Raw genomic sequence first — 6,562 nt, 5'->3', positions numbered from 1 at the left:
GCCATGCTCGGCATGGGGCGTTACAGGCAACGCTTCTGCCGAGCATGGCTCGGCACTACATTGGCTTTGCTGGTAACGCCTCTGCCGAGCATGGCTCGGCACTGCATTCCCGCCCTTGCGCCTAAGGCGCAAGGGCGGGCAACACATCAGCGCTTCTTGCCGGCTTCGGCACCCAACCAACGGTCCAGCCAGTCTTCGCTTTCGGCCAGCATCGTCATGATCGATTCGCGTGCGCGGTAGCCATGTGATTCGTTCGGCAGCATCACCAGCCGCGAGGTACCACCCAGGCCCTTCACCGCGGCGAACATGCGCTCGCTCTGGATCGGGAAGGTGCCGGAGTTGTTGTCGTCCACGCCATGGATGAAGAGGATCGGATCCTTGATCTTGTCGGCGTAATTGAACGGCGACATCTTCTGGTAGACCTCCTGCGCCTGCCAGTAGTTGCGCTCTTCGGCCTGGAAGCCGAACGGCGTCAGCGTGCGGTTGTACGCGCCGGAACGCGCAATACCCGCCTTGAACAGACGCGTATGCGCCAGCAGGTTCGCGGTCATGAAGGCGCCATAGGAATGGCCACCCACGGCGATGCGCTCACGGTCACCCACGCCACGCTTCACCACTTCATCCACTGCCGCCTGTGCGCTGGCCACCAGCTGCTGCACATAGGTGTCGTTCGGCTCGGTGTCACCCTCGCCGACGATCGGCATGGTCGGGTTGTTCAACACCACATAGCCCTTGGCCAGGAAGGCCTGCGGGCCCCAGTAGCTGATCGCATTGAAGCGGTGCGGCGAGCCGCTGACCTGGCTGGCATCGGCGGCGGATTTGAACTCGGCCGGATACGCCCACATCAGCAACGGACGCGGGCCATCCTTCTTGGCGTCATAACCTGGCGGCAGCAGCAGATCGGCGGTGAGTTCCACACCGTCGGCACGCTTGTAGCGGATCTGCTCCTTCTTCACTCCACGCAGCTGCGGCAGCGGATGGGCGAAGTGGGTCAGCTCGACCGGCTCCGCGTCGGCGGCCAGACCACGCGCATACAGATTGGCCGGCACATCATTGGATTCGCGGTAGGTCAGGATGCGACCAGCTTCGCCTTCGATGATGCCCAGCGGCATTTCGTAATACGGCGCCTGCGAGTGGAACAGTCGTTCGCTCTTGCCACTGGCCAAATCCACGCGATCCAGGAACGGTCGGTCGCCCTCCGCCGATGCGCCGTCACCAATGCGATAGAAACTCTTGCCATCTGCACTGAGCTGCAGCCGCGAGCGACCACCGTCATCCATCTGCAGCAAGGGCTCACCCGGGTCGCTGTAGCGGTCGTCTTCCGAACGCTGGACCAGCAGGGTCGCGACCTGGTCCAGATGATCCGGCGCGATCTTCCACTGCTTCACCTGGCGGCTCTTCCACCAGTACTCATCCAGCAGCGCCAGTTCGCCGTTGGCCCAGGTAACACCTGCATAGCGCGAGCCCAGCTGTGCCAGCGTCACCGGCGGCTTGTCGAACGGTGCCGCCTGCAGCAGCACCGCATCGCGCACCTTGGACTCGCGCGACGGATCGCCGCCGTCCTGTGCTTCGGCCCACACCAGCGAGGCCGGTGCATCGGCGCGCCAACTGATCGAACGCACACCCGTCGGCACGGCGTCGTTGCCGGTTGGCAGGCCATCCACCAACGGCAGCCGTGCCACCGTGTGCACCAGCTTGCCCTGCGCATCCAGCACTTCGATGTTGCGGGGGAAGCGGCTGACCGGCACCGCATAGGAGAACGGCCGCTGCACGCGCTGGCTCAGCAGGTAATTGCCATCGGGCGAGGCCGACAGGCCCAGATAGATGCCTGCCGCGCCAACCGGCTTACTGTCGCCACTGATCGACACCCGCACCGGCTGTGCCTGCAGGTAGTAGGCAAACAGACGCGCGTCGTCCTCGTTCTTCAACAGGTCCTGGTAGGTGCGCACCGAGCGCACGCCTTGCCCGGCCTCGGTCTGCTGCACCGCCGGGCCGGTCGGGACGCCGTCGCCGTGCGGCGGCTCACCCTGCCCGGCGGGACGCTGCATCACCAACAGCGCATCGCTGCCCGGCAGCCACGCATAGCCGTTGCCGACGATGCTGTTCAGGCGCTCGGCCACCCGCCGCGCGCTGGCAGTCTGCACATCCACCAACCACAGTTCATTGCTGCCGGTGGCCGGATTCAGCTGGTTGAAGGCCAGGTACTTCTGGTCCGGCGACCACGCCAGCGAGGCCACCGACAGCGGCTGCGGCAGGCCGCTGATCTGGCGCTCCTTGCCATCGGCGGTGGAGGCCAGCCACAGCTTGCTGCCGAACGAGAAGCGGCTGTCGGACACGGTTTTCGGATTGATGCGCAGGCCGGCCAGCTTCAGCTCCGGTGCCGCCACCTGGGCGATGGACGGCAGCGCCGGGGTCTGCAGCAGCGCAGTCAGGTCACGCTTGGGCGACAGGTACAGGCTGGGCGCACGCGGGGCGTCCACCACCGCCTGCAGCGCGGCCGACGGCAGTCGGTAGCCTTCACCCTGCTGGGCGCCCTTCTGCGCCGCAGGCGGGGTCAGCGCCATGACCGGCGGTACCGCCAGCAGCAGGCCGGCGCACAGCACCAGTGCGGCTGAAGCACGACGACGGCGGTGGGGAGACAGATTCATGGCGCATTCCTATTGGATGGAAACAATTCCCCAACTTAACAATCCCCCTCACCGATGGCCCCTGCCGTTGGTTGGGCCCGCGGCGCTGGCACCTCGCCGCGATATACTGAGCGGCCCGTTCCGAGGGGCGCTGCGACCGTTGGGTGGACCCGTCCACTACAGCCCGTGTTCTTGCACGGACTCCCCACGGCCAGGCTCGGACGGCTTTCACGCAACAACGGCGCCCGGCGAACGCGAGCCTGCTCGCACCACACCGGAGCTCTAAATGAATGCTGTTGCCGCTACCTTCTCGCAGGAAGGTGATTACAAGATCCGCGATATCTCGCTGGCCGATTGGGGCCGCAAGGAACTGGACATCGCCGAGCACGAAATGCCGGGCCTGATGTCGATCCGCCGCAAGTACCAGGCCGAGCTGCCGCTGAAGGGCGTGCGCGTCACCGGCTCGCTGCACATGACCATCCAGACCGCGGTGCTGATCGAGACGCTGAAGGACATCGGCGCCGAAGTGCGTTGGGCCTCGTGCAACATCTTCTCCACCCAGGACCACGCTGCCGCCGCGATTGCCGCCACCGGCACGCCGGTGTTCGCCTGGAAGGGCGAGTCGCTGGAAGAATATTGGGACTGCACCCTGGACGCGCTGACCTTCACCCTGGCCGACGGCACCCTGACCGGTCCGGAGCTGGTGGTCGATGACGGCGGCGACGTCACCCTGCTGATCCACAAGGGCTACGAGCTGGAGAACGGCAGCAACTGGGTCAACGAGCCGGCTTCCTCGCACGAAGAGCAGGTCATCAAGAACCTGCTCAAGCGCGTTGCCACCGAGCGCCCGGGTTACTGGGGCCGCGTCGTCAAGGATTGGAAGGGCGTCTCCGAAGAGACCACCACTGGCGTGCACCGCCTGTACCAGCTGGCCCAGGCCGGCACCCTGTTGATCCCGGCGATCAACGTCAACGACTCGGTCACCAAGAGCAAGTTCGACAACCTGTACGGCTGCCGCGAGTCGCTGGCCGACGGCCTGAAGCGTGCGATGGACGTGATGCTGGCCGGCAAGGTGGCCGTGGTCTGCGGCTACGGCGACGTCGGCAAGGGCTGCGCTGCTTCGCTGCGTGCCTACGGCGCGCGCGTGGTGGTCACCGAAATCGACCCGATCTGCGCCCTGCAGGCCGCGATGGAAGGCTTCGAGGTCAACACCATCGAATCCACCCTGGGCCGTGCTGACCTGTACGTCACCACCACCGGCAACAAGGACATCATCCGCATCGAGCACCTGAGCGCGATGAAGGACCAGGCCATTGTCTGCAACATCGGTCACTTCGACAATGAGATCCAGGTCGATGCGCTGGTGGCTTACAAGGGCGTGCAGCACATCAACATCAAGCCGCAGGTGGACAAGTACGTGTTCCCGAACGGCAATGCGATCTTCCTGCTGGCCGAAGGCCGCCTGGTCAACCTGGGCTGCGCCACCGGCCACCCGAGCTTCGTGATGTCCAACTCGTTTGCCAACCAGACGCTCGCACAGATCGACCTGTGGGCGAACAAGGACAGCTACGAGAACAAGGTGTACCTGCTGCCGAAGAAGCTGGACGAAGAAGTGGCCCGTCTGCACCTGGAGAAGATCGGCGTCAAGCTGACCACCCTGACCCAGGAACAGGCCGACTACATCGGCGTGCCGGTCGAAGGCCCGTTCAAGCCGGACCATTACCGCTACTGATTTGCTTTGCCCTGCGTTGCTTTAGCCCCTCTCCCGTTCAAGGGAGAGGGTTGGGGTGAGGGTAGCTTTGGCTGGTAAAGCCTCTGCCGAGCATGGCTCGGCACTACAGCTTTAGCCCCTCTCCCGTTCACGGGAGAGGGGGTGGGGTGAGGGCAGCTTTGGCCGGTGAAGCCTCTGCCGAGCATGGCTCGGCACTACAGTTTGAGCCCCTCTCCCGTTCACGGGAGAGGGGGTGGGGTGAGGGCGGCTTTGGCTGGTAAAGCCTCTGCCGAGCATGGCTCGGCACTACAGTTTGAGCCCCTCTCCCGTTCACGGGAGAGGGGTTGGGGTGAGGGCAGCTTTTGGCTGGTAAAGCCTCTGCCGAGCATGGCTCGGCACTACAGCTTTAGCCCCTCTCCCGTTCACGGGAGAGGGGTTGGGGTGAGGGCCGCTTTGGCTGGTAAAGCCCCTGCCGAGCATGCCTCGGCACTACGGTCCTTTCGGGCACACTGCAAGGGTTGGAGTGAACGCAAGCTATGCAAGGAACGGGCGCCGCAAGGCGCCCGCTCTGTTTACGGCACAATCGGTCCGACACGATTGTCTGCCCGACGCCATGACTGCACCTGTCCCAGAAGCCATCGCCACACAGCTCGCCCTCGCCTGCGAGGTGATCCAGCAACAACTGGCAGCCAACCTGCTCGCCGTTTACCTGTATGGCTCCGCGCTCGACGGTGGTTTGAAGCCACGCAGCGACATCGACCTGCTGGTGATCGTGGCCACGCATCCCGAAGACACCACGTTGCGAACCCTGCAACGCGAGCTGTTGGCCATCTCAGCCCCGCCGGGCCAACACGCAACACGGCGTGCACTGGAAGCAACGGTCATCAGCCTCACCGAAGTGATGCCCTGGCGCCATCCCGCACGCCGCGAACTGCAGTTCGGCGAATGGCTGCGCCAGGACATCGGCGCCGACATCCTGGAACCGCCTACGCACGACCCGGACCTCGCCATCCTCCTCACCAAGGCACGCCAACACAGCATCGCCCTGCAGGGCCCTGCCATCACCGAGCTGCTACCGCCGGTAGCCAAGCGCGATTTCCAGCAGGCACTGGCAGACACGCTGTTGCTGTGGAATAGCGCGGAGGACTGGGATGGTGAGGAAGCCCACATCGTGCTTACCCTGGCACGCATCTGGTACAGCGCGCAGACCGGAAACATCGCGCCGAAGGATGTCGCCGCCGACTGGCTGCTGACGCAATTGCCGGCACACCATCACGCCATTGTCAGCCAGGCCCGGCAGCTGTATCTGGGCCAGGGCGACAGCACTCCCCACTGGCCTGCGGCCGAGCTGGCGGCATTCATTCACGCAGCCAAGGCACGCATTACCGAAATCCTGGCGACACGCCCGCACTGAATCGCCAACGCCCGCACTTTACCGCATAATTCCCAAGCCCCTCCCCTTTGCAGGAAACGCCGATGAGCAGCAGCGAAAGAGTCCAGGGCCCGGCCTCGTATTTCCCGTCCATCGAGAAGACCTACGGCAAGCCGGTGACGCACTGGCTGCAGCTGCTCGATACGCTCAAGGACAAGAAGCACATGGAACAGGTGGCCTTCCTCAAGGAGCAACACAAAATCGGCCATGGCCACGCCAACGCCCTGGTCGCCTATCACCGTGCGCAGAGCGGAAGCTGACAGCCGCCATCGAACGCCCTACGCATCAGCTGTCCCCTTTCCCATCGACGCCTCCTCTGACAAGAAACACCCACATGCAACCCACACTCATCGAACGTCCCGCCTTCACCGTCATCGGGATGGAGGCACTCTTCCGCGAAGGCGAAGATGGCTACGCCGAACTCTGGCAGCGCTTCATCCCGCGCGAGGACGAGATCACCGGCAAACTCGAACCTGTCGTCAGCTATGGCGTCTGCGCGCCACAACCCGATGGCACAGTCCGCTACATCACCGGCTTCCAGGTGGCTGCAGACGCGCAGATTCCGGAAGGCATGGTCCGCCTCCAGGTTCCTGCGCAACGCTATGCCGTGTTCACCCATACCGGCACCGCCGCGCAGATCAGTGCCAGCTTCCATGCCATCCACGATCATCTTCTAGCCGAGCATGGAATGCAGGCCAGGGACGGCGTTGACCTGGAGCGCTACGACGCGCGTTTTGACGACCCGTTTGATCCGGCCTCGCAGATGGAGCTGTACATTCCGGTGCATTGAGC

The 6,562-nt window shown here is 64.4% G+C and carries 5 protein-coding genes and 1 riboswitch; of the genes, 4 read left to right on the top strand and 1 reads right to left on the bottom strand.

Annotated features, from left to right (window positions below):
• Positions 1-146: 146 nt before the first annotated feature.
• Positions 147-2,648, bottom strand: coding sequence for an alpha/beta hydrolase family protein (locus tag AC1VXC_RS09250; RefSeq protein WP_481539960.1), 2,502 nt, complete (start codon positions 2,646-2,648; stop codon positions 147-149).
• A gap of 116 nt (positions 2,649-2,764) precedes the next feature.
• Positions 2,765-2,881, top strand: a riboswitch (S-adenosyl-L-homocysteine riboswitch).
• A 32-nt stretch (positions 2,882-2,913) separates the two neighbouring features.
• Between AC1VXC_RS09250 and ahcY the strand changes: the two genes are divergently transcribed.
• The 4 genes from ahcY (at position 2,914) to AC1VXC_RS09230 (ending at position 6,560) form a co-directional block, all read left to right on the top strand.
• A complete protein-coding gene (ahcY, locus tag AC1VXC_RS09245; RefSeq protein WP_481539959.1) occupies positions 2,914-4,359 on the top strand; it encodes an adenosylhomocysteinase in 1,446 nt (481 codons plus the stop codon).
• Positions 4,360-4,951: 592 nt separating this feature from the next.
• Positions 4,952-5,752 (top strand): aminoglycoside adenylyltransferase family protein, encoded by an 801-nt coding sequence (locus AC1VXC_RS09240; protein ID WP_313173408.1) that lies wholly within the window; start codon positions 4,952-4,954, stop codon positions 5,750-5,752.
• Between the two features lie 62 nt (positions 5,753-5,814).
• Positions 5,815-6,030: a DUF4287 domain-containing protein gene (locus AC1VXC_RS09235; protein ID WP_481539978.1), complete on the top strand. Its 216-nt coding sequence runs from the start codon at positions 5,815-5,817 to the stop codon at positions 6,028-6,030.
• Between the two features lie 74 nt (positions 6,031-6,104).
• Complete coding sequence (locus tag AC1VXC_RS09230; RefSeq protein WP_481539977.1) at positions 6,105-6,560, top strand: GyrI-like domain-containing protein; 456 nt, start codon at positions 6,105-6,107, stop codon at positions 6,558-6,560.
• Positions 6,561-6,562 lie beyond the last annotated feature (2 nt).

Source organism: Stenotrophomonas sp. STEN033, assembly GCF_056856655.1.
The sequence above is the reverse complement of the archived record's forward strand: the minus strand, read 5'-3'. Positions and strand labels throughout refer to the sequence as shown.